At 59.9% G+C, this 24,030-nt stretch carries 19 protein-coding genes; 12 read left to right on the forward strand and 7 right to left on the reverse strand.

Annotated elements, in window-relative coordinates; genetic code table 11:
* Window positions 1–420: 420 nt before the first annotated feature.
* The gene (locus tag ACZ9H4_RS03920) at window positions 421–1,893 is read right to left on the reverse strand and encodes a hypothetical protein (RefSeq protein WP_476118282.1); all 1,473 of its coding nucleotides are present in this window, start codon (window positions 1,891–1,893) and stop codon (window positions 421–423) included.
* Window positions 1,894–1,955: 62 nt separating this feature from the next.
* Complete coding sequence (locus tag ACZ9H4_RS03925; RefSeq protein WP_476118283.1) at window positions 1,956–2,195, reverse strand: hypothetical protein; 240 nt, start codon at window positions 2,193–2,195, stop codon at window positions 1,956–1,958.
* 798 nt (window positions 2,196–2,993) lie between these two features.
* Here ACZ9H4_RS03925 and ACZ9H4_RS03930 point away from each other — a divergent pair.
* On the forward strand, window positions 2,994–4,004 hold the full coding sequence (locus ACZ9H4_RS03930; protein ID WP_476118284.1) for a hypothetical protein: 1,011 nt from the start codon (window positions 2,994–2,996) through the stop codon (window positions 4,002–4,004).
* Between the two features lie 96 nt (window positions 4,005–4,100).
* On the opposite strand, the gene ACZ9H4_RS03935 is transcribed toward ACZ9H4_RS03930, so the two are convergent.
* The 5 genes from ACZ9H4_RS03935 to ACZ9H4_RS03955 all read right to left on the reverse strand — a co-directional run bounded on the left by ACZ9H4_RS03935 (window position 4,101) and on the right by ACZ9H4_RS03955 (window position 13,976).
* Window positions 4,101–7,232, reverse strand: coding sequence for an error-prone DNA polymerase (locus ACZ9H4_RS03935; protein ID WP_476118643.1), 3,132 nt, complete (start codon window positions 7,230–7,232; stop codon window positions 4,101–4,103).
* Between the two features lie 38 nt (window positions 7,233–7,270).
* Complete coding sequence (locus ACZ9H4_RS03940) at window positions 7,271–8,734, reverse strand: Y-family DNA polymerase (protein WP_476118285.1); 1,464 nt, start codon at window positions 8,732–8,734, stop codon at window positions 7,271–7,273.
* Complete coding sequence (imuA, locus tag ACZ9H4_RS03945; RefSeq protein ID WP_476118286.1) at window positions 8,658–9,356, reverse strand: translesion DNA synthesis-associated protein ImuA; 699 nt, start codon at window positions 9,354–9,356, stop codon at window positions 8,658–8,660. The genes ACZ9H4_RS03940 and imuA overlap by 77 nt, the downstream gene beginning before the upstream one ends.
* Before the next feature lie 1,210 nt (window positions 9,357–10,566).
* The gene (locus tag ACZ9H4_RS03950; RefSeq protein ID WP_110406239.1) at window positions 10,567–12,366 is read right to left on the reverse strand and encodes a methyl-accepting chemotaxis protein; all 1,800 of its coding nucleotides are present in this window, start codon (window positions 12,364–12,366) and stop codon (window positions 10,567–10,569) included.
* 539 nt (window positions 12,367–12,905) lie between these two features.
* Entirely contained in the window at window positions 12,906–13,976 is a 1,071-nt protein-coding gene (locus tag ACZ9H4_RS03955) for a LacI family DNA-binding transcriptional regulator (protein ID WP_110406240.1), read from the reverse strand.
* A gap of 519 nt (window positions 13,977–14,495) precedes the next feature.
* Here ACZ9H4_RS03955 and ACZ9H4_RS03960 point away from each other — a divergent pair.
* The 11 genes from ACZ9H4_RS03960 (at window position 14,496) to ACZ9H4_RS04010 (ending at window position 24,028) form a co-directional block, all read left to right on the forward strand.
* Entirely contained in the window at window positions 14,496–14,921 is a 426-nt protein-coding gene (locus ACZ9H4_RS03960; RefSeq protein WP_476118287.1) for a RidA family protein, read from the forward strand.
* Window positions 14,922–14,979: 58 nt separating this feature from the next.
* Window positions 14,980–16,380, forward strand: a complete 1,401-nt coding sequence (locus ACZ9H4_RS03965; protein ID WP_476118288.1) for an MFS transporter — start codon at window positions 14,980–14,982, stop codon at window positions 16,378–16,380.
* 55 nt (window positions 16,381–16,435) lie between these two features.
* Window positions 16,436–17,086 carry a flavin reductase family protein gene (locus ACZ9H4_RS03970; protein WP_476118289.1) on the forward strand — a complete coding sequence of 217 codons (651 nt, stop codon included), beginning with the start codon at window positions 16,436–16,438 and terminating at the stop codon, window positions 17,084–17,086.
* A gap of 113 nt (window positions 17,087–17,199) precedes the next feature.
* On the forward strand, window positions 17,200–18,369 hold the full coding sequence (locus ACZ9H4_RS03975; protein ID WP_476118290.1) for an acyl-CoA dehydrogenase family protein: 1,170 nt from the start codon (window positions 17,200–17,202) through the stop codon (window positions 18,367–18,369).
* Entirely contained in the window at window positions 18,359–19,918 is a 1,560-nt protein-coding gene (locus tag ACZ9H4_RS03980; RefSeq protein WP_476118291.1) for an AMP-binding protein, read from the forward strand. The genes ACZ9H4_RS03975 and ACZ9H4_RS03980 overlap by 11 nt, the downstream gene beginning before the upstream one ends.
* Window positions 19,905–20,684: a citryl-CoA lyase gene (locus tag ACZ9H4_RS03985; protein WP_476118292.1), complete on the forward strand. Its 780-nt coding sequence runs from the start codon at window positions 19,905–19,907 to the stop codon at window positions 20,682–20,684. Before ACZ9H4_RS03980 ends, ACZ9H4_RS03985 begins: the two co-directional genes overlap by 14 nt.
* Before the next feature lie 13 nt (window positions 20,685–20,697).
* Window positions 20,698–21,174 (forward strand): acyl-CoA thioesterase, encoded by a 477-nt coding sequence (locus tag ACZ9H4_RS03990; protein ID WP_476118293.1) that lies wholly within the window; start codon window positions 20,698–20,700, stop codon window positions 21,172–21,174.
* On the forward strand, window positions 21,171–21,944 hold the full coding sequence (locus ACZ9H4_RS03995; RefSeq protein ID WP_110406245.1) for an enoyl-CoA hydratase/isomerase family protein: 774 nt from the start codon (window positions 21,171–21,173) through the stop codon (window positions 21,942–21,944). Before ACZ9H4_RS03990 ends, ACZ9H4_RS03995 begins: the two co-directional genes overlap by 4 nt.
* Before the next feature lie 64 nt (window positions 21,945–22,008).
* Window positions 22,009–22,758, forward strand: coding sequence for an electron transfer flavoprotein subunit beta/FixA family protein (locus ACZ9H4_RS04000; RefSeq protein WP_476118294.1), 750 nt, complete (start codon window positions 22,009–22,011; stop codon window positions 22,756–22,758).
* A 26-nt stretch (window positions 22,759–22,784) separates the two neighbouring features.
* Window positions 22,785–23,741 (forward strand): electron transfer flavoprotein subunit alpha/FixB family protein, encoded by a 957-nt coding sequence (locus tag ACZ9H4_RS04005; RefSeq protein WP_476118295.1) that lies wholly within the window; start codon window positions 22,785–22,787, stop codon window positions 23,739–23,741.
* Entirely contained in the window at window positions 23,738–24,028 is a 291-nt protein-coding gene (locus tag ACZ9H4_RS04010; protein ID WP_476118296.1) for a hypothetical protein, read from the forward strand. The genes ACZ9H4_RS04005 and ACZ9H4_RS04010 overlap by 4 nt, the downstream gene beginning before the upstream one ends.
* The last annotated feature ends 2 nt before the right edge of the window (window positions 24,029–24,030 follow it).

The raw sequence follows: 24,030 nt of genomic DNA on the forward strand, positions 1-24,030 counted from the left end.
CAGGCGATTGAACGAGCGTCCCAGAAAGACGCTGGACTACGAAACGCCAGCTGAGCGATTCCAGCAAACTATTGCATCCACCGGTTGAATCCGCCCACGCCATGTTGCCGCCCATCGTTGACACGTTCCGACGCACGATAGAACTGTATCGCTTCCGACGTCTTCTCCCTGCGCACTGCCTCATCGCATCGAACAGGCGAAAGGGCTGCCGCTCGATGGTGCTTTCTGGGGCTTCCTCCGACAGGCCGTCGGCCCAGACCTCAATCAAACTGGAGGCACACCGCTCGGCCTAAGATAGTCAGAAAATGGAGGTGCGCCGCCGTGCCAACGTCAACCGCCACGCTATATCCTGTGTGGCCTTTCCGTACGCTCGCACCGAGCATGAGCTGTTCTCTAGGATTCGACCTTCATTGTGTGTAGTCAGACGTCGACGACGACGCTTTCTGATTGTGGGTTCTCTTCTCCTCCCCGTTTCATCACGTGCGAAAACAGGTTCATCAACTCCTGCGAGCTGCGATTTTTCACCGCGAACTCAAGCAACTGCTGCTGATGCGCTTTGCGTATGCTCTGGAGCGATGCGTATGCCCGTGCTTCACCTGCACGCAAGTTACCGAAATACATCTGACTGTAGATTTGTCCGATAAGCTCACCTGCGTGAGCGCGAACTGACGTGTCCACATCAGTTCCACTTCCTGCCCACGGAAATACGGCATACGTCCGATTGCTGCGGCTTCCCGGAAGCTCCCTTAAGGTTCGGACGCGCCGGTGCTCTGACTCACCTTCCCAGCTCCCCGTAACGTAGAACGTGCTGACAATCGCGAAAGCAAAGATGGCGAGGTGTTCCGCATTTCCATGCACCTTGTGTGCGTTGCGCTTCTCCCCACCTCCTCGACCTGGTACGTAGTGGTCACGCAATGCGAAGCTCCACTCCGCTGCTAGCTCAATGTTTTCCTGCGTCATAGGCAGGTCGAACAAGTTGCCATCAATAAACCGCCCGCTGGACCCGAAGAAGTGGGACAGCAAATCAACGAGCCCGGCCTTTTGACCCTCCCTGTTGTCAGCCCAGTCCTCTATGACCGCCGGTACGAAATCGAATCCGTGTGCATTAAACTGGCTTAGAAATTCAAAGCTCACCACCGCGGCCTCGCGTCCGAGCTTGTCTTTACGGCACCACTCAAACAGCGCACGGTTGACGGCTTGGTTGGCGGCAATTCGTGCAGGAAGACTCGGGGGCAGCGTGCCCACCAAAGATGAGTCCGCACACCATTCACTGACCTGCCGTTTCATTTGCGACAGCACTTCAAACGAACATGCTCGAGTAATCTCGACAGGAGTGGTCATATGGACCGACCATCCGGCTGCGACATGTTTGGCATAGCTGCAATCTAACGTTCGCCCGTCCTGCCACGTTTCTAGCCACGCGAGGGCAGCACCGAATTCGCAATCTCCGTTCAGCGGCAACTGCGTGTTAGTGGAAAACGAAGCCGGCGGCAACCACCTCGTCATACTGTGATACGGGCTGAATTCGTCGTCAAGCGCATCTACAAGCAGCCGTCTGGCTTCCAAAAACGTATGCCCCTCCGACCCGATGTCGGCATCTGAGCCGATTTGTGTCAGAAAGCGCATAGACTCGTCGCCCTGCGGAACGATATAGCGCTCACCCTCGGGGCTCGTACCCCACCGTTCGGTCGGCAGTCCAGCCAGAAGCCACAACATCCATTTGTTATGTACGCGGTTCGCCGGCGCCTTGAACGCCCGTGCGAGAACGGCAATGTCGTCGCGCGGCGCCGCACGCAGGATTTCGGCAGCCTGCGGTTGTGAAATAGACAGAATTGCTGCCGTCTTGGGTTTTACCGTACGCCAGTCGCTATCTCGTTGTTCCGCCGTTGTCATCGTGCTTTCCTAATTTCGTTCTTTAAGGCCGGACCGCGATTCGCGGCCCAGCTTTCTGTCGGCTACACCGGGTCGCGGAAGTCTTCGCCGTCGCCGCAATCGCCATCGTCCGGCCCGTTGCACTCCAGGCAGTGTCCATCGACATGGCCGCTGTTACGAATGTCGACGTCAAGCATTTCGTCGATGTGGTCGCATTGGTACGCGGCCAGTGTTTCGTCGGTCACGTGCGCATCGAACATCGTTGGGTCGTCCTGCGGGCAAGTGTCGCAGGCAATAGGGCGGTGATTCTTGTCGTGTTTCATAGTCGTGTCCTCTGTTGCCTCCGCGACTTCGCGGAGAGCGGGTTCCAAGTGTTACCGGTTCGATTTCAGCAGACGACGTCGAAAAAATCACGGATTGCAAATCCCACTCCCCCCGCTATGACGCGGAAACTGGTGACTCGACCCAAGGTTTCGGCCAACCGCTGACGTTGGTGACCGACGAGTCGCACGGTCTCACCGCGGAACGAGGGTGAACCCCTCGCTTCATCTGCGTGGGTTTGAGCACTTTTCTCTCGTATAGAACCAGTTTTTCGAGAATGCCCCTCGGTGAAGTTGAGCCTCTCCTTATCCTATGCACGGCCTTCAGACACGTTCCGAGTATCGTGAGATGCCCCTCGGAGCCAGCGTCGCCCGTCAGCCGTTCGCCTCAAGGCGCTAACTTCGCCACCCTGTCCGGTATCTCAAGGCTATCCCACAGTACCGGCTATCCCGTGACCGCTGCCGTTGATGTCCGACCAGTCACGCGCCTGGTCCGCGGAACGGCCAGCGGTATGTATACCGTGCCGGAGGGGATGACTTCGCATTGGGAGGAAGTGGTCGAAAATCTGGTTACGAGCGACGGAGATTTGCCTGCAAAAAATTTCGGAAGGGCTGGCCTTGGGTGGCCGGAGGACGGACGTCGATGATGTCTGCTGCACTCCATGGCAACGCTCCGCTTCGCTGTCGTGCAAACGGCGAGGTCGAGTGTGAACGATTATGGACGGCAAGCCAGCGTGTGACGCCCCCAAGTGTTACGGAGAGTTCGTAAAATGACTATCCCCCATTTGGTGCTCCGTTCTCATGCAGCAGGACCTTATCCTCAACCCCTACCTGGCATCCGAGCCTGGTGAATCCAATCCATACACGGCCGGCATGCACGCGGTCTATGAGAAGCTGGCGCCGTTCCTCACGCCAAAGCAATTGACGAATTTGAGGCAAAAGCTTCAGCTGAATAAAGCCGTGCTCAATGAGGTTCAATATCTACAAGCTGCTTGTGAGCTGTCTATCTGTGGATACTTCGCGAGTAAATTTCCGACCAAATTTCAGTATGAACCTGTCGTAACCGCACCGAAGGACGTCGACTGCTCCTTCGAATCGCGTGGCCTCAGGTTCAATGTCGAGGTGAAGTGCGCAGACTATTCGAAAAAGAACGAATTAGACCAAACCGAGGGCTATCAACTCGGGGTATGGGGGCGCCACCCGGAACTTGAGCAGGTGTATGAGGACCTCCAGAAAGCGTTGTCGCACGCCCCGAACGCGCAGCCGTTGCGTAAGCAGCCTCACATGGACAACAAGCTCAAAGACTTTCTTATATCTGCCCACGGAAAGTTCGCCGACTCGACTCATGACGATACACTGAATGTGCTTGCAGTTTGCGGTGACGGTCCCAGCGATTTGCAAAAGTGGGTTGGCTACATGTTCGGTCGGCAGGGTCTTCTCACAAAGGACTCGTACCATCCGGTGGCTGACTACAACAGGGTGGATGTTGTTCTGCTAACGAACCTCTATCACCGTCACTATAACTATCGAGAGAAGGACCGACTCGCTGACCACTGGGACTTGGGCAAGGCGTTCAGCGTAAGCTTTAGCAATCCGTTTCGCCAGCGCGATAAGCGGGTTGCGATTGAGCAGTTCACGACGACCATGCCTAATCAATCCTGGAAGCTTGCCAATTACCGAGTCAAAGGCGACGACGTTCCTCCCGAAATTGATGAAGCCATCAGGTTGAGTTCCTACATCGGGGAGGAACTCGCCGATTCCGGGATGTTCCAGATGCCGCGGGAATCGGCCGACGGTTCGCATAGCTCGTAGGTTCGAGGTAATCAGGAGACCAGCTGTTCGTGTCGCATGCGCGAAGTTAGCTCCCGCGGCAACCTCGGTCTTTCTGGTTGCCGCGTGGCTTCGTGTTCAGCAAAAGTTGCGACTGATGGCCGTTAGGCCGCCGAGCAGGTGCGATAAGTCGACGAGCCGTTGGGCGACAAGGTGGCGGACTTCGCCCTCGCACTGCCATGTGCCGTACACCGCGAGTAGGGATGCGCCCAACGTCTCCTGCCGGAACCGCTCTTGGATTGACGGCCAGATGATGACATTCACGTTCCCCGTCTCGTCCTCGATGGTGACGAACATCACGCCCTTCGCCGTCCCTGGGCGCTGACGGACCGTGACCAGTCCACAGCCTCGAGCGAGCCGGCCATTGCGGTAGGTCATCAGCGTCGCCGCCGGCACGAGCCGTTGTTCGAGCAGCGCCGGCCGCAGCAGCGAGAGCGGATGGCGACCGAGCGTAAGGCTCATCGAGTTGTAGTCAGCGACGATGTCTTCCCCTTCCGACGGCGCGCCGAGCACCGGCGTCTCATCATCCACGCGTGCATCGGCAAGGAGGTCGCGGTCGGGCACCGCGGCGACCGACGCCCAAAGCGCTTCGCGCCGGTTGCCGGCGAGCGATGACAGCGAGTTCGCTGCCGCGAGCACCTGAAGGTCTTTCCGGTCGAGCTGCGCACGTTTGGCGAGGTCACTGACGCTAGCGAGCTGCCTCACGGCTCTCGCGGCTTCAATGCGTTCCGCGGCCCCGTCTTTCATGCCCTTCAGCAGCGACATGCCAAGGCGTACTGCCGGCCGCGATTTGGGTTCGTGACATTCGAGGACAGAATCCCAGCCGCTGATGGTGACGTCCGCCGGCAGCACCTTAACGCCGTGACGCTGAGCATCCTGAATGAGCTGCGACGCAGAGTAAAAGCCGAGCGGCATGCTGTTCAGCATCGCGGCAAGAAACGCCTCCGGCTCATGGCACTTGAGCCAACTGCTCGCGTACACCAGCAAAGCGAAGCTTGCCGCGTGACTTTCGGGAAAGCCGTATTCGCCGAAGCCATGAATCTGCTGGAAGATGGATTCGGCAAAGTCCTTCTCGTAACCGCCCTCCATCATCCCGTTGACGATGCGGTCGTAGTATTTGTCGAGGCCGCCCTTGCGCTTCCAGGCGGCCATCGCGCGGCGCAGCTGGTCCGCTTCACCCGGCGTAAAGCCGGCAGCCAGGATGGCGACCTGCATCACCTGCTCCTGGAAGATGGGCACGCCCAGCGTCCGGCCGAGCGCGACCTCTAGCGCTTCGCTCGGGTACGTCACCGGTTCCAGCCCTTGACGACGACGCAGGTACGGATGAACGGCGCCGCCCTGAATCGGGCCGGGCCGCACGATGGCGACCTCGATGACAAGGTCGTAGAACTCGCGCGGCTTCATCCGGGGCAACATGCTCATCTGGGCGCGTGACTCAATCTGGAACACGCCCACCGTGTCGGCGCGCGAAATCATTTCATAGGTCGCCGCGTCTTCAGCCGGTATGTCCTGCATCTCGAAGCGCTCGCCGCGTTGCTCCGACACGATGTCGAGCGTGCGCCGGATTGCTGACAGCATTCCGAGCGCGAGTACGTCGATTTTCAGTAGCCCGAGCGCTTCGAGGTCGTCCTTGTCCCACTGGATTGCGGAGCGGTCCGCCATCGCCGCATTCTCGACGGGCACCAGGCGCGTGAGTTTGCCGCGGCTGATGACGAAGCCACCGGAGTGCTGCGACAGATGGCGCGGGAAGTTGAGAATCTGCGCGGCCAGCTTTGCCCAGAGGCCGATGAGCGGATTCTCCGGGTCGAGTCCCGATTCCGCGAAACGCTGGAGCAGGTCGGCCGAGTGGTCAAACCACTGATGCGACTTCGCGACCTTGTCCACAATCTGCGGGTCAACGCCGAGCGCCTTCCCGCTTTCACGCAGCGCGCCGCGCGGTCGGTACGTCGATACTGCCGCGGCAATCGCAGCGCGGTCACGCCCATACTTCCGGTAGATGTACTGGATGACTTCCTCGCGACGCTGGTGCTCGAAGTCCACGTCTATGTCGGGCGGTTCGCCGCGTTCCTTGCTGATGAAGCGCTCGAACAGCATGTTGCCGCGCGCGGGGTCCACTTCCGTCACCCCAAGGCAATAGCAGACCGCACTGTTTGCAGCGGACCCACGCCCCTGACACAGGATGTGCTGGCTACGCGCGAAACGCACGATGTCGTAGACCGTGAGGAAGTACGCCTCGTAGTCCAGTTCGCGGATAAGCTGCAGCTCATGCTCAATCTGCTCCTGCACGTTGTGCGGAATGCCATTGGGATAGCGCCGGTGCGCGCCGATGTACGTCTCCTGCCGCAGATACGCTTCGTGGGTGAAGCCCTCTGGCACAAGCTCATCCGGATATTCGTACCGAAGCTCGTCGAGTGAGAAATGGCACCGCTCGAGAATGTTGAGCGTCTCGTAGAGCGCGCGAGTTGGATAGAGGTTGCCCAGCCTAAACCGCGAGCGCAGATGCCCTTCGGCATTGGGCGCGAGGTCATAGCCGCATTCAGCAACGGTCTTCCGAAGCCTAATTGCCGTCATCGTGTCCTGCAGCGGCTTGCGCGAGCGGACGTGCATGACGACACTTCCTGTCGCCACCACCGGCACCCGATACTGGTCAGCCACATGTTCGACGATGCCGCGGTGGATGTCGTCCATCGCGCGCTGGTGCATGGTGAGTCCGACCCATGCTCGGCCTGAGAATACATCGTTCATCCATTCGAGCTGGACGGCGAGCGTGTGCTCTTTCACGGGGAAGCCCGGCACCAGTATGGCAAGGCAGTTCGGCATGCCGCGGAGATGTGTATAGCCTTTCTCGGGTTTCGAGATGTCGTGCGGCGTGAGCAGATATTCACCCTTCGCTGCGCGCGTGCGTCCCAGCGTAATGAACTCGGAGAGGTTGCCATAGCCGTCGCGATTCTGTGCCAGCAGGATGAGGCCGAATGCCGGCGTCCGGTCCGCATTCACGAGCTGGAAGTACGAACCGATGACCAGCGGCAGCTTCTCTTTCTTCGCCTCGACATGGGCGCGCACGACGCCGGCGAGCGAACACTCGTCGGTTATCGCAAGCCCCGAGTATCCAAGCCGGGATGCACGTTGCACCAGCTCTTCCCCGTGCGACGCGCCATGGAGAAACGTGAAGTTGGTGAATGCGAAAAGCTCCGCATAATCTGGAAGCATTGACGATGGAAAGTCCACGAGCGCGCCGTCCTATCCGCTCAGCCGAACAGGCCGTGTAGGAACCAGCGGACTTCCTCGGTTTTCACGACGGGCCGTTCGCGAAAAATCCAGTAGCAGCTTTTGTCGGCAGCTTCAGCGACGTAGTAGTCGCGTGTGACTGCTTCACTGTCATGCCATCCCGCCTCAATGCGTTCGCCCATCGAGACGAGCCTGAGCGGCGAACCATAAAACGGTCGATGATTCTTCATCATGAGCTTGATGGGTTCCTCAAGCAGCCAGGTCGGTCGAGGTAGTTCAACGGGCAGCGCCTGCGTCTTCGCGTCGTTCTGGATGGGCACCCAGCGGTTCGCCATCTCCGGTCTATGGTCGGATGTTGGCGCCGCGCGCTCCACGTTCTCGGAGCCGAGCCGCGCGACCAGCAACTCGATGAGACGGTTGTGGTCTTCGGCTGAACCACCCGGGTCGGGGAAAAGCGAATCGCTTGGCGGCTCTGCGGGCTGCACGCGGGATGCGGTCAGGCGCACTGCGAGGACGGCGGCTGGGAGTTCGATGCGACCAAGGCGCTCCTTCAGCAAGCGGACGAGATGCTCCTCGTGCCATGTCGGTTCTGCGAGCGCGACTTCGAGGGTGGTTGGCTCGACGGCTTCGCGGCCACGCTCATGTTCGAGCGACACGGTGGCGTGAGTGAGCGCGAGTTGCTGAGCGCTCAACCAGCCACACATCTGGACGATGAGGCGCTTCGCCGAAAACAGGATGGCTTCGGCATGCTCGACACGGTCAGGGAGCTCGGTGCGCGCGCTGAAGGTCGGTGGCATCTCGAGCCATTGATACAGCTCTGGCGAAAGGCCGTAGGCGCGGTCGAGCGCATCGAGTAAGCCTGCACCGCAGCGCTTCTTCAGCCCGGCGCGCGGCAAGCGGCGGACGTCACCCAACACCCGGCAGCCAAGTCCCTGGAACCAGTCCGCGAACGGACGCAGTTCTTGCACGACCGTGAACGGCAACACGTTCAGGTTGCGCTCAAGAGACGGCATCTTGAGCACGCGGCAGCGGCCGCGCTTTGCGAGCAGCCACGCGCCTTGGCCAGTTGGGGCGACGCTCATGCGTACCGTCACGCCGATGGACTTCACCACGTCGTGCATCAATTCGCAGACGCGGCGGATGCCACCGAAGAGGCGCAGGCTGGCCGTGACATCCATGACGATGGTTTCCTCGTCGCAGACCGCGACCTGCGGCGAGAAAGGCAGCAAACCGAACGCGACCTCGCGTTGCATCTCGCGCTCGCGCTCGACGCTCCGGTCGTACATCAACGCATCGGGCAAAAGTGTCGTCACTCCGCCCCGTTTCATGCCGGGCAGCACACCGGCTTCCCGCGCCATCGTATCCACCACTACAACCTTGTCGCGCTCGAGCACGACGCACCCGTGCTCAGTGCGAGGCGACCACCTCGGACGGAACACCTCCAGCGAAAGCCGGGGAAGGAAGATGGCGACGAACACGGCCATAGGGGCTGAGCAGAATCGGTGACGGTTGCAGGGTAATGGACAGCATTTCGCTTCGTATTGGGCCCCGTCGCTTGACGACGTCGACGACGAGGCCTCCGTCAGCCGGTCTGACTCCCAGCCGCAGCACGGCAGGCGAGGCGTCCTGCGCGCTGGCCAGCGGCCGGATGAGCACAAGCAACGTTTCCGACGCCTGCGCCGCGAGGTGTAATCGCCGTAGCGCGTCGGTCCGGATGTGCTGCTGCCATAGGATGAGTGCACCACAGCTCGCCGCCTGCAACACGCGCTCCGCACACCAGAGCGCATCTGCCGTCTTCGGCGCGCGCAATCTCATAAGACGTTCCACCGGTACGCCGAGATAGCTGAACGCCAGCGAATTGGGGACATGCGGCGGTTGCAGCAGCGCAATCGGCCGCGCGCTCAGCTCGGCGAGCGCCGGCTTCAGAAGCCGCATCTCGCCAATCCCTGGTTGCTGGACCAGCAGTTCCACCAGTGCGCCCAATGGCCACCCACCGCCGGGCAGCTCCGCCGACAGGGCCGCGTAGCCCGTATCGACCGTCCTGCCGTGGGCACGCGCGAGCTGTGCCCCGCGCCATAGCGTTATTCCCCCCGAGTCAGAATACATAGTTGCTTCCAGCGCAGCATCGATGGAACGTGCCCTTTCGTCTGTGGTTCGTAGCTGCTGTGCGGCTGCGGTAGTTCGGCTCACGATCGCCCCGAATACTGTATAAATATACAGGTATTCTAGCGCAAGTTATGAAGTTGCAACTCGGGGCTGGCTTGATTTTCCTTTCGTTTTCGCGCCAGATCGTTCGAGTCCTGCAAGCGGCTTGCCTTTCGTCTCTCTTTCTAATTAATGGTGTGCAGACTCGCCCTCTCGAGCACAAACGGGAGGGGCAATGTCGTGAAAGTCGCTGGGAAGCCGTGGCCGCCTTCAACTCCTGATGGTGGCGACGGACCGAGCGCCTCCCGCCGATGTCATGCGGTCGCGACCGGCAAGCGCCGAAGGCGAGAGGCGCCTCCGGCCCAACCCGCTCAGACAACTTCCTCCTAACCGGATGCTTAGTCTTAACCTTGATCTTGAAGACCTGAAAGCCCCAAACCGGCCGGTGGCGACCTCACCCAATCGGCTAGGAAGAGACAATCGGTCTTTCCAACTCCGAGCCGTTCGAACGGCAGAAGCCAGAGGTGAAGCGGACGTGCGCATGGAGTCGCAGATCTATCCGTCGTTTCATTGAGCGAGGAGCGAGGAGAGAGGCGCGAGTTGAAGTATCGACTATTTACGATAAGGAGGCGGGCTAAGGCGCCTTTGTCCTGCGCAATGTCGGACGAAGCCAGAGAATGCTTTCGCCGATGGACGAGCCCGCCGCTGCTTACCGGCTGAAGTCGTCGTTATGCTCTTGCGCTCCTTGATGGTACCGAGCCACCTGCTTGAGACTGGCAGCTTTGAGTCTTCGACATTATGCGGCGAGCACTTGACTCATCGCCTCAACGTCTCCAGTAACAATTTTCGAAACCATTGTTCGCCCTCGTACGACTAATAAAGCTCATGCCAGTGAATGGTCGATTCGAAATGCGGTAGATCGATGGGCGGCGGACAAACCGCAAACTGACCTGCGTCGTTGAAAATGTCGGCGACGCCGCGAGGAAGCGTCACGACCCAGCCCGTGCGCATGAGTGTCGCTAGCGCAACGTTGAAGTGTGAGACGCGCATCGCAATTCGGCGGTACGCCCCCCCCGAGCCGCAAATATTCCTCGATCAACACGTGGCTCCGATCCAACGATGCGACTGCGTATGGAAGGACCTCTGTTTGGGTCCATTGTTCCGCGCCTCCTTAGTCCAGTTTGAATCGCATCACTGCGCTTGCGAGACTCGCCGCCTGGATCTGCAACGATGCCGCAGCAGCCGCGGATTCCTCGACCAAGGCTGCGTTCTGCTGAACCATTTCGTCAAGCTGGCTAACAGCCCGATTCACCTCCTGGATCCCGCCGGTCTGTTCATTGGCCGCTCTGGTGATTTCGGAAATGATAATCGTCACGTTGGCGACATTGCTAACGATCTCAGTCATTGTCTTGCCGGCCTGACGCACTTGGCGCGAACCGGAGATCACACTTGCCACTGTCGTTTCGATCAGTGTCTTAATTTCCTTCGCTGCTTCCGCGCTGCGTTGCGCAAGGTTGCGTACCTCGCCCGCTACTACAGCGAACCCGCGGCCGAATTCGCCGGCGCGCGCAGCTTCCACCGCAGCGTTCAGCGCTAGGATATTGGTCTGGAAGGCGATGCCGTCGATCACGCCAATGATGTCTGAAATCTTGACGGAGGCCTGTTCGATCTGCCCCATCGACGCAATTGCCTCGGAGATCACCACGCCACCGCGCGAGGCGACCTCCGAGGCGGACATCACAGTAGCATCTGCCTGCTTGGCTGCGTTTGCCGATTGCGTCACAGTCGAGGTGATTTGTTCCATCGAGGCCGCGGTCTGCTGCAGGTTCGCTGCGGCGGATTCCGTGCGAATCGACAGATCGCCGTTGCCGGCCGCGATTTCGTTGCTGGCCACACGCACGGATTCGCTGGCATCGCGAATCTGGAGCATGACGTGACCGAGTCTCTCGATGAAAGTATTGAATGAGCACGCGATCTGCGTTACTTCATCATTACCGACGGCGGGCAAACGTTGCGTTAGATCGCCTTCGCCCGACCCGATCGCGTCCATCGCATCCCGTACTTTCGATAGACGCTGAAACGATACCGCGGTGACAGTCGTAGCCACCGCCGCGGCAATGGCTACGATCACGATGAGCGCTATCACCGACGCGATAAGCAGCGAACGCATGCCGGCCGTTGCCTCCGATTTATCGAGCGCGACGATCACGTACCAGTCAGTACCAGCAATCGCCTGCGCACGCAACAGCTTGGCGCGACCGCTGAAGTCGAATTCGACCGGACGATCTGCGCGTAACAACGCCGTCAGTTTCTCACTGGTAAGAGCCGGTGCAATATCCGACACCGGTTTGAGTGTCAGTCTGACGTCCGGATGCGCGACGATATGGCCACTCGTGTCTATAAGCATCCCAAAGCTCGAGCGCGTCGGGTGGATCGCCCTGACGTTGGCAATTACGGTGTCCATCTCTACGTCTCCCGCCACTACAGCCTTTACCACACCATCGCGTATCACCGGCGTGGCAAAGGCGACCACGAGCTTTCCTGTGCCGGCTTCAACGTAAGGCCGCGTGACCACCAGCTTGTTTGCTGTTGTTGCCCGCTTATACCATGGGCGGCGGGTCGGATCGTAATCGGCCGGCAGGAGAGTGGGGGGGGAAAACATCGCAGTCTTGTTTGGGTAACCGACATACACGCTGGTGAACTTGCCGGCCGCGCCGATCTGCTTCAACACAGCCGAAGGGTCTGGCAGGAGCACGGCGTCTTGAAGCGAGTTGATCATTTGGCCATGCATCGCGATCCAACCGCCTATGCCGTCCGCGTGACCGTCCGCGATGGCGTTTAGGCTATTGTCGATCGCATCGACGTTGTATGCGCTGGCGACGAGGTAGTTGAGAACTGTGTTGGCTGCGAGCGAAACCACGACAATAGCGACGCACATAGCCACGACGCGCGCGCGAATAGAAGAGAACATATTCAGTGTTTTTCCGAGGAAACGGTCATACGGCGTGGTCACTGAGGACTTAGGTCGAGCAATGGCCACGCTTCACCGAGAGTTGTGGGAGGTCGCGCCCCGACCCAATTTAGCGAATACCTTCACTGCTCCGGCTCACAACTTAAGCGAGCGGTGAGGTTCCCGTTTCGCAGGGCACACTCGGACGTACATGATAACGAAAACGATTTCGAACGGAACGATAGCAGTCGATCTTTAGAATTTCAAGACGGTGATCGCCGGCGCACGAATGAACTCGTCGTCCACGAGTCGGTGGCACATGGGAAAATCGGATATTCCTGGTCGCAGGTTTCGGCGATTCCCCTGATCGCCTCGTCGCGTACTGGTATCAAGCCTTGCTACCGCAACCGCTGGACCTGCAAATCACGGCATCGGTCATTACCTCCCGCTTGCAAGGTCTATGGCGGATGGCGCTCGTCAACTACGACCGACCAGATTTCGAGCGACAGATCGATGCGTTCCTGACAGGAAGGGTTCTCATGCAGCACAGGGCGCGGACCTCACCGCCGAAGCGTGCGTGACCGTTTGGGTGGACTGGCGTTGCTTTCAGCCGGATTGGGGATGCGGTGAGGACCGTCTGACGCGCGAATGATCAGTTCCGGAGCCCAAACCTCCTGCAGATCGTGCGGTGACCTGCCGGCGAACCGCTCGAGCAGCATTTCCGCCATCCGCTTCCCTGCGCGATGCGTCTCCGCGGAAAAAGTGGTCAGCGCGGGCTGCACATAGCGCCCGATTGGATGATCGTCTCCACCGATTACACCGATGTCACGACCCGGCGCTTTGCCTGTTTCCGAAATCCCCCGCATTACGCCTAGTGCTATCAGATCGTGCCCACAGACGATGGCCGTCGGCGGGTCGGGGAGCGCCAGCAACCGGCGTGCGGCGTCCGCTCCGCCTTCTTCGGATATCGCCGCCTCGATGCAGAGCGTTTTGTCGTATTTGATCCCTGCAGCCCGCAACGCTTCAACATATCCCCCCCGTTCGAGGTGACTAAACATCAGGTACTCCGGCGCATGAACGAGTGCTATGCGCCGATGCCCCAATGAAATGAATCGTGCACACCCTGCGCGGCCTACGACGTGATGATCGATATCGACGTAAGGAAAATCGTTGGACGTTTCGCTTCTGCCAAAAGCGACGAACGGGATATCCTGGTCGAGAAGATAGGCAATGCGCTCGTCCTGCCGGCGCGTGCGACCGAACAGCAGTGCGTCGACGCGCTGGCGCTCTATCAGACGCTTGAAGACGTCCATTTCCGTTTCCACACTTCGTGCTGACGCGACGATGACCTGATAGCCGCTGTTGTCCATCGCATCGTTCACCCCCATCAGCATGTCCAAAAAGAACGGGTGAGCGAACGACGTTTGCGGAGGCGACACGACGAAGGCGATGGTATCGGCCGTTTGCCTGCGCAAGCGGCGCGCGGACGGATCCGGAGAAAAACCGTGCAGCTCAGCCGCTTCGAGTACGCGCTTACGGGTCGCCGGGCTGACGTCGTCGCGGCCGTTCAGTGCCTTCGACACCGTGCTGATGGACAGCTTAAGCATGGCCGCAAATTCCTGGATGTTCATTTCACATTCTCTGGATCTGAGTGAGTGAGGTCTATCGAAAACGATTTTGCCATTCTACGCGACAGACGAACAGCAGCAACTTTGACGCGTACTCTCGCCAGCTATGACGCCGGCCGCGCCTTCCCGCGCTCGGATGGTTCGTAATGGCAGAAATCAGTGTTTACACGCACAACCGTTATGTCAAAGTGGGCCTGCGACAGTGCTGCCATGCGGCTAACAAGCCTTGCACGAGACGGCTCTGGCGAAGTTCCGGACTTTCCAATGCAGACGGAAATCGATTTCGTAAGATTTTTTCAACGCTTGTATTTTGCCGAGCCGGCTGCTATCTTTTAATCGAAATCGTTTTCGCTCCATCGCCAAAGCTGTACCAACGAGCTGCGGCCGCTGATTGGCCCGAACGGGCGTACATCAGTTTTGCTGACGAGCGGGCTCGTGCGATCGAAAGACGGAACTGGAATTGCGGACGCGCGACGGCCGCAGATGAATGCAACGTAAGCCTTCGCTTACTGGCGGTGATTTGTGATTAACCGCTATTTCCTCTTGATGGTGAGCGTTTTGATAGAACACATCGTGACTGATAAGGCGCCGTTGCCGCGCGGGCACTACGCACAAGCGACCAAAGCAAACGGGTTGGTATTCGTTTCGGGCCAACTGCCACTGACGGCCGGCGCCAACTTCACGCTCGTCGAAGGTCTCGACGCGCAGGTTCTTCAGGCACTTTCAAACGTGCGAGAAGTACTGGTAGCGGCGGGAAGCGACCTAAGCAAGCTGCTGAGCGTGCAGGTGTTCGTTTCCGACATAGAAGTCTGGCCGCGCGTGAACGAGCTTTACCGGGAATTCATCGGCGACCCGGCGCCCGCGCGAACGGTCGTGCCGTGTGGGCGTCTCCACTACGGCGCACAGGTGGAAATCAGTGCAATTGCGTTGAGCAATGACGCGCGCTAGAGACCAATCAGATAAATAGCGCGCCGGGTCGAGAAGGACAGTCGGCCGGATTATCGGCGTGGCCCAATCGGCAAACAGGAACACGGCACTGCATACGCGGACCGTCTGGAGCAAAGAGGAGATCGAAATGCAAATGTTTGACTGGTATCGGGCGGCGACGCCGGTGGAACGGCGAACGTTCTGGGGATGCTTTTGCGGTTGGAGTCTGGATACGTTCGACAATCAGGTTCTGGCATTTCTTTTGCCGGTCCTGATGGCGGCGTGGCACTTCTCCAAGACGGAGGCGGGCTTGATCGCCACTTCGTCTTTGCTTGCCGCGGCGTTTGGGGGATGGGTATCCGGAATTCTAAGCGATCGCCACGGGCGCGTGCGCGTTTTGACTTGGTCGATCATCTGGTTCACCGCGTTCAGCGTCATCGGCGGGCTGACCAGTTCGTATCATCAGCTACTGGTCGTGCGAGCGCTGCAAGGTTTGGGCTTCGGCGCGGAATGGGCCGTCGGCGCCGCGCTGATGGCGGAGGTGATCAACCCCGCGCATCGAGGCAAAGCGCTCGGTCTGGTTCAGAGCGGATTCTCGGTAGGGTGGGCGCTTGCCGCGGTTGTCACCGGTTTGCTTCTCGCGTACCTGCCTTCATGGCTCGCATGGAGATCAGCGTTCTGGGTCGGTGTTATTCCGGCGCTGATCGTGTTGGCCATCCGCCGATATATTCCGGAGCCTGAAATATTCCGCGAGATGAAAGAAGCGACCGGCAGCAGGACGGTAGCAAGCTGGCGCTCGTCGTTTCGCAAAGACGTCCGGCGTTCGAGCCTTCTTGCCGCGTTGCTGGTTACCGGGCTTCAAGGCAGCAGCTATGCGGTCATGATCTGGTTGCCGACGATGCTGGTCCAGATCCGCCATTTGCCGCCGTCGTCGGTCGCGATGATGGTGACGATGATGAGTATCGGCTCGTTCATCGGACAGGTGGGCTTCGCTTATATCAACGACTCACTGGGCCGCCGCTTCACCGCGATTGGCTTCTGTCTGTTCTCCGCCCTCGTGACCGGCTGTTATCTGCTGGTGCCGATGAACCCGTGGTTATTCGCGGTACTAGGACTGCCCGTGGGGATGGGTATCAATGGCGCATTCGCTGGCATTGGCCCGATGTTGTCGGAGCTTTTCCCGACGCAGATCCGCACGACCTGCATGGGCTTCTCATACAACGTCGGCAAGTCGCTTGGCGCACTGAGTGTCGCGCTGGTCGGCCTTGGGGCTGAACACCTGGGGCTGATCGGATCGATCGCGCTGTTCTGCTTTATCGGCTACTTCTGTGCGCTGCTCGCGCTGGCATTCCTGCCGGAAACGCGCGGACGCGATCTGTCGAATATTGTGCCGATCGACGATTCGTACGATCAGGCGGATATGTTGGAGTCGGCAACGCCTCTACGCAGATGGAAGCGTCGATCTTTCCCGCGCACCTAGACACTCGTTTTGGTCACCTTGCTTTTGCGCACGTTCAGACATATTGGAGATACGCATGAGTCGTAATTCAGGAATCGATGTCGTTGATTCCGATGCGGAGGTCGAATTCTATGATCCCGCCGCAGGACATGGTTTGCCCCACGATCCGTTCAAGGCGATCGTCGCTCCGCGCCTGATTGGTTGGATATCCACATGTTCGTCGAGCGGTCAGCCGAATCTCGCTCCGTACAGCTTTTTCGGTGCATTCGCGGCATTCCCGCCGATCATCGGGTTTTGCAGTGAAGGCCGCAAAGACAGTCTCCGCAATGTCGAGCAAACGCGCGAATTTGTGTGGAATCTGGCGACGCGTCCGCTTGCCGAGCAGATGAACCGGACGTCGGCCACTGTTGCTCCCGATGTCGACGAGTTTCTGCTGGCGGGCGTTACACCGGTCGCGGGACGCAACGTAGCGGTGCCGCGTGTCGGCGAATCGCCGACGGCACTCGAATGCCGGTTGCTGCAGATTTCTCAACTGCACGATCTGCACGGCCAACCGACGGACAACTGGCTCGTGCTCGGCCAGGTGGTCGGCGTGCATATTCAGAAGGCGTATCTGAAGGACGGTCTGTTCGACACGTATGCCGCGCAACCGATCATGCGGGCCGGCTACCGCGGTGATTACGCCGGGATCGGCGAGAGATTCGAAATGATTCGTCCAGTGTCGTGAATTTTTCCGTCGCCCGGAAAATCGAAATCGTTTCACCCCACCCTGTGTTTGTGCTTGACCACTAACCGTTGCTGTGCAAACATAATTTATCGAAATCGTTTTCGGAAGTGAGAATGACCATGACTCAGATCGACAGCGAAGTGTCCATGATCCGGGAAACCGCGCGCCGTTTCGTGCGCAACCGGCTCGTGCCGCTAGAGCAGCAAATTGAAACAGATGACGATGTAAGCACGCAATTGCTGGCGCAACTGCGTTCGGAAGTTGCCGCGCTCGGTCTGTACGGCTTCAATCTTCCCGAGAGCATCGGCGGACCGGGGCTGTCGGCGGCTGCAAAAGTGGCGATTCTGGAGGAGCTCACGCATACGTCGGTGCCGCTGAGCGAGGTCTTCGGTCATCTTCCGCTGCAACTGACACAGACCAATGAAAGTCAACGAACCGAGCTCCTACCAGACATCCTGTCCGGAAAGAAGATCGTCACCTATGCGTTGACGGAGCCAAACGCCGGATCGGATCTCAGCGGGCTTCGCACCCGGGCGGAAAAAGTGGCGGGCGGATGGGTACTCAACGGCAGCAAGCATTTCATTTCGCACGCCGAGACTGCCGACTACATCATCGTGCTCGCGGTCACTGAGCCGTCCGCTGCGTTGAAGAACAAGCTGACCACCTTTATAGTCCGGCGCGGCAATCCCGGTGTAGTGGGCATGACGCGGTACCGGAAGATGGGATGGCGCGGTTATCACCTAAACGGTTTCACCCTCGAAAACTGTTTCGTTCCCGACGATGATCTGCTGGGTGAGATCAACGCCGGCTTTCTCGGAATGATGCAATCGATCAATCAGGACCGGTTGCTGTCGGCCAGCCGCTCGCTCGGTCTTTCGTCGCGCGCGCAGGCCATGGCCTGCGAGTATGCGCTCGAACGCAAGGCATTCGGCGCGAATCTGTCGCAGCACCAGGGCATCCAGTTCATGGTCGCCGATAACGACGTGGAGATCGAGGCGGCGCGAATGTTGATCCGCACGGCCGCGGAAATGATCGAGCAGGAAGATCCGCAGGCTCACGTCGCGGCATGCCGTGCGAAGCTCTATGCGAGCGAGATGGGATGCCGCGTAACGGATCGCGTGCTGCAGATCTTCGGCGGCATGGGTTACATGACCGAACTGCCGATCGAACGCTTCTATCGCGATGCACGCGCATTCCGTATCGGCGAAGGCACGTCGGAAATGCAGCGAATCCAGATCGCACGAGCCGCGTTTGCCGTGTCTGGAGGACGTCATGGCATTTGATCTGCTCGAATCGGGCGACGCCGATCTGGTCGCCGTGTATCACGGCGAAAGAACGATGAGCCGCGGTGAGTTGCGGATCGCGTCGCGACGAGCCGCTTCGTTTCTGTCTGAGTTGGGAGTAAGGCGGGGCGACACCATCGCCGTCTGGTTGCCGGACGGCGGCGTGTGGCTGCAACTGCTCTTCGCGGCGGCACAGCTCGGCGTGCTGATGGTGCCGGTGAGTACGCGCTTCAAACAGCAGGAAGCCCAACACGTCGTCGATACCGCGCAAGCGCGAGTCCTGCTCGTGCCGCAGCGCTTTCTGGATTTCGACTATGCAGGCGCGGCCCGTGAGATCCAGGCGTCGAGCGATGTATTGCAGCACGTCGTAGAAGTGAGCCAATTCGATGCATTCGAATGGGATGCCTATGAGCCGTATTCGAAGTGGGAAGGACGCGACACCGATCTGTTGTGCACCTTCACGACATCCGGCACGACCGGCCGGCCCAAGCTAGCGGTTCATACGGCGGGCGGCATTGCCCGCCATGCACGCAATGCTGCCCGCTTCAACGACATGAACACCGGCGACGTGGTGCTTTGCGCGTTGCCTCTGTACGGCGTGCTCGGATTCGTGCAGGCGATCGCGGCGCTCGCGTCAGGCGGTGCCTGCGTGCTGTTGCCTGTGTTCAAGGCGCAAGCCGCTGCCGAAGCTATCGAGCGTCATCGCGTCACGCATTTCTTCGGCTCGGACGCGATGATGGACATGGTGTTGAATGCCGGGGATTACTCGTTGGCCACATGGCGTCGCGGCGCGTTTGCCGAGTATGCGAGCCTCGGTCAAAGCGTGATCGCGCAGGCATGGTCGGCGTGGGGCGTGCGCTTGACGGGCCTCTATGGGATGTCCGAATGTCTTGCAATGACCGCCATCGGCGATCGTGACGGCGATGCACAGCAAAGAGGCCTACCCGGCGGTACGCCGATTTCTGCCGAGATTTCGTTTCGGATCGTCGATCCCGTCACCGGTGCGCCGTTGCTGGACCGACAGCAGGGCGAACTGCAGCTTCGCGGCTATAACGTGATGGCGGGCTATCTGAACAATCCCGCCGCGACCGCCGAAGCGCTGACACCTGACGGCTGGTTCAGAACGGGCGATCTCGCCTACGCCGATGGCGCCGCGTTCTGCTACTCGGCGCGGATCGGGGACAGCCTGCGTTTGCGCGGTTATCTGGTCGATCCGGTCGAGATCGAGAACTTTCTCGCACAACATCCGGGCGTTCAGGCAGTGCAGGTCGTCGGCGTTCATATCGACGGCGAGGGGGACGCGGCGGTTGCCTTCGTCCGCAATTCCAGCAACCCTGCAACCGAGCAGGAACTGCTCGCCTGGTGCAAGCAGGGGATTGCCGGTTTCAAGATTCCGCGCCGCATTCTGGCAGTCGAGTCTTTTCCGCAGCAGGATGGCCCCAATGGCGTGAAGATCCTGAAGAGCGTGCTGCGTGACATGGCCGCGCAATGTCTTGGCGTTGCTCAACACTCATCCACAACGCGAGAAATCCATCATGAAGCAAGCTGAAATTCGCTCCGACATCGCGTGGGCGACACCGACGAAGGTCGTCGTTCACGGTCTGGACCTGTGCGAGGACATCGTTGGCAAACTCGACTTCGGGCAAATGGCGTTTCTGCAACTGTTTGCCCGATTGCCTGAAGAGCGCGAGTTGCGCATGTTCAACGCGATGATGGTCATTCTGGTCGAGCACGGCATTACGCCTTCGTCGCTGGCTACGCGTATGACTTATGCCGGCGCGCCCGAAGCGGTCCAAGCAGCGGTCGCGGCAGGCTTGCTGGGGTTGGGTTCGGTCTTCGTCGGATCGCTGGACAACGCCGCGCGGCTGTTGCAGGCGTCGCTTCCCGATCCAACGAATGTGCCGGACATCAACGTGCTCGCCCGTGAAATCGTCAATGACTACCGCGCGCGCAAGGAGATCCTGCCGGGCATCGGGCATCCGTTTCATAAGCCGATCGATCCGCGCGCGCCGGCCCTGTTCAAGGTTGCCGAGGAGACCGGCTATGCGGGCCCTTACATTCGCCTGATGAACGCGATCGGCAAAGAAGCCGAGTCGCAACTGAACCGTCCTTTGCCGGTGAACGTGACCGGTGCGATGGCCGCGGTTGCATCGGAAATGAAGATTCCCTGGCAGATCTGCCGTGGGCTGGCGGTTGCCGCGCGCTCGGTTGGGCTCGTCGGGCACATCCTCGAAGAAATGCGTCAACCGTTCGCGACCGCGCTTTATTTGCGTACTGAACACGAAGCCAGCGCGCATCTGATCCCGAAGGAGTAACAGGAGAGCAAGTATGAATGCCTTCGAATCGGAACGGATGTCGTCGACGTCACACGCGGCTGCGCAGTGCGCTGAGTTTCGCTTCTGGACGGAAGAGAAGCTGAGGAACGCCGACACCGATCAGTTCAGACACGTCAACAACGCCGTTATCGCGACTTTTTTCGAAGCCGCGCGCATGGAGATCGTTGCGCCGCCGTCGATTCGCGCGCTGATGGACGGCGCGAACCTCGCGGTCGTCAGACTGTTGATCGAGTTCGACGAGGAGGTGCATTTTCCCGGACGTGTGTGTGTCGGAACCACGGTCGTAGAAGTAGGAAGGACATCGTTCAAGGTACGACAGGGGTTGTTCGTGGACGGGGACGATCGCTGTCGCGCGAAAGCGGAGGCCGTCTGCGTGCTGGTGCATGGCGAGACCGGACGTCCGCATCCTGTTACACCGGAATTGCGCTCTTATCTTCTGACCAGCAGTGGAAAGGAGTCTTTCGCATGAATGGCAATAAAGTTGTTTATGAGCGGCGTGGCGACATTGCGCTGCTGACACTCAATGACCCCGGTCGCCGCAATGCGCTGTCGCGGGAAATCGTCCGCGGATTGTCGCGTGCGTTGGACACCGCATTGACCGACGGGATGCGCGCGGTCGTGATCGCCGCACAGGGGCCGACCTTTTGCGCGGGCGCCAATATCGACGACCTGCGCGACGGATGGATGGAAAGTCCGGCGCCCGATGAAGATCCCGCGGTGATGTTCAAACGTATCGCGCAATTCGACAGGCCCGTGATAGCCGTTGTTCATGGCGCCGCGGTGGGCGGTGGGATGGAGCTCACGCTTGCATGCGATCTCGTCGTGGCGGCCGACTCCGCATGGTTCTGCATGCCCGAACTGGGTCACGGCGTGATTCCGAATACCGGGCTCGCGTTGCTATCTCGTGTGATTGGCCTGCGCCGTGCATCCGAGCTGATATTGACGCGCCGGCGCGTGCCCGCGGACGAGGCGGTGGCCATCGGCCTCGTCAATCGTGTGTTGCCGGCTGACCAGCTTCTCGACGAAGCGTTGTTGCTTGCCGGAAAAGTCGTCGAGTCGGTACCGCCGGGTGCTCTCAAGGCAGCGAAGCTCAACCTGCTCGCGCACACGTCGATCGACTGGCGCCGCGTCGTCGAATCGCCACTCGACGTTCCGAAAGAAGAGTGGCAGGAAGGGCTCGCCGCGTTCAATCAGAAGAGAGCGCCGAACTATGAGCGCTTTTGGGGAATAGGTAATTGACGGTCGCGACATCCAGATTGAAGGGTGATTCGCCGGGCAAATGCGGTCTGTGAAGGAGAGCGATGTGAAGGTGTTGGTTGCGGTTAAACGATCGGTGGACGCGAACGTGAAGGTCAGCGTGAAGCGGGACCAGACGGGCGTCGACCTCGCGAACGTGAAGATGTCGATGAATCCATTCGACGAAATCGGCGTCGAGGAAGCGGTGCGCCTGCGCGAGGCCGGCGTGGCGACAGAGGTGATCGCGGTGTCGGCGGGCGTCGCCCAATGTCAGGAAACGCTGCGCACGGCGCTGGCGATCGGCGCGGACCGCGCGATCCTGATCGAGTCGAACGAAGAACTGCAGCCGCTGGCAGTCGCAAAACTGCTCAAGGCGGTGGTCGACAGGGAACAGCCTTCGCTGGTCATTCTGGGCAAGCAGGCGATCGACGACGATTCGAACCAGACGGGCCAGATGCTCGCCGCGTTAGTGGGTTTGCCGCAAGCGACGTTTGCTTCGAAGCTCGTCGTAGCGAACGGCAACGCGACCGTTTCGCGCGAAGTGGACGGCGGCACCGAAACGCTGGCGCTGACACTGCCGGCCGTCGTGACGACGGATCTACGTCTGAACGAGCCACGCTACGTGACGCTGCCGAACATCATGAAGGCAAAGAAAAAGCCGCTGGAGACCGTCAAACCCGGCGATCTGGGCGTCGACGTGACGCCGCGTCTGAAGACCTTGAAGCTCAGCGAGCCGCCGAAACGCGCGGCTGGCGTGAAGGTGGCGGACGTCAGGGCACTCGTCGAAAAGCTGAAAACCGAAGCGAAAGTGCTTTGATGCACGGATATGCGGAGAAAGATCACATGTCGATTCTGGTCATTGCCGAACACGATAACGCGTCGCTGAAAGCGGCAACGCTCAACACGATCGCGGCTGCCGCGATCGTTGCGACATTCACGAATCAGGCGGTGCACGTGCTGGTCGCAGGACACGGAGCCAAGGCCGCGGCGGAAGCCGCCGCGAAAGTCGCCGGTGTCGCCAAAGTACTGCTCGCGGATTCGCCGGCATTGGCCGACGGTCTCGCGGAGAACATCGAAGCCACGGTGCTCGGCGTTGCGAGCGGCTATTCGCACATCCTTGCGCCGGCAACCGCCTACGGCAAGAACATCGCGCCACGCATTGCGGCGCGGCTCGACGTTGCGCAGATCAGCGACATCATTGCCGTCATGGCCGGCAACACATTCGAGCGGCCGATCTACGCGGGCAATGTGATCGCACAGGTGGAATCGGGCGATCCGGTCAAGGTGGTCACGGTCCGCACCACGGCCTTCGATCCGGCCTCGCCGGAAGGCGGCAGTGCGTCGATCGAAGAGATTGCGGCCCCGGCCGATACGGGAACGTCGAAATTCGTGAGCCGCGAAGTGACGAAACTCGATCGGCCGGAATTGACGTCGGCGAACATCATCGTGTCGGGTGGGCGAGGTCTGGGCAGCGGCGACAACTACCGCAGCGTGCTCGAACCGCTGGCCGACAAACTCGGCGCGGCGATAGGCGCGTCGCGTGCGGCCGTCGATGCGGGCTATGCACCGAACGACTACCAGGTCGGCCAGACCGGCAAGATCGTCGCGCCGCAGTTGTATATCGCCGTCGGCATCTCCGGCGCGATCCAGCATCTGGCCGGGATGAAAGACTCGAAGGTGATCGTCGCGATCAACATGGACGAAGAGGCGCCGATTTTCAGCGTCGCCGACTACGGCCTCGTCGGTGATCTGTTCGATTGCGTTCCTTCGCTTCTTCACGAGTTGGACGCGAGTTCATGAACGCGCCGGTTTCCACTGGCTGGAAAAGCCGTGCAAATCCGGTCGACATCGGCCGCCTGCAGGGAGTCGCAACCGCGAATGCGGAAGACGCCAGCTTGTGGCGATGGTTCTCGTTGATGGTGCAGGACTCGCGCATCAGATGGTGTCTGGCCCATGGGGCCTGGCTGGTGTCGGTCGACCACCGGCACGTGGCGACGGAAATGAGCTTCGACGAGGCAATGCGCGCAGCCAAGGCGAGGGTCGACGGGACCGTCGCTTTTTCTTGTAAGGTCAAGACTACGGAGTAGAA

It is taken from the genome of Paraburkholderia sp. TE9906, from assembly GCF_056279605.1.